Source organism: Oleiphilus sp. HI0123 (assembly GCF_001635315.1).
On record NZ_LWGE01000423.1, the window covers coordinates 1 to 361 of the forward strand.

General features: G+C 47.6%; 1 pseudogene. It reads right to left on the reverse strand.

Features of this window, described 5'->3' with window-relative positions:
* Positions 1 to 361: pseudogene (locus A3761_RS26860) on the reverse strand (hypothetical protein); the annotation flags it as partial.

Sequence of the window (361 nt, forward strand, 5' to 3'; positions counted from 1 at the left end):
CCTGCCTGCACTGCTCGTAAAATGGTGCGTTCCATTCAGAATGAAATGACTAGTGAGCTCATTCTTGAGGCTATCTGCGTAAGCTTCGAATGCCTGTTCCCTACTTGTTTTTGCCAATAGATTTGCACCAGTTCGCCAGATTTCCCGTGTGGCGATATCGCCACCAGGAATCGCTATTTTCTCAAGGTGTCCGATACGTTCTATCTGCTTCGAGTCTACATAGAATAGCTCACCACCCCAGGCTTGATTATCGTCTCCCAGGCCATTTCCATCGAGTATTAAAGCAAGCGCGGGTAGTTTTGCTTGGCCTGTTTGTTCTGCGAGTAAGGATGTCAGGTGAGCGTGATGGTGTTGAACTTTT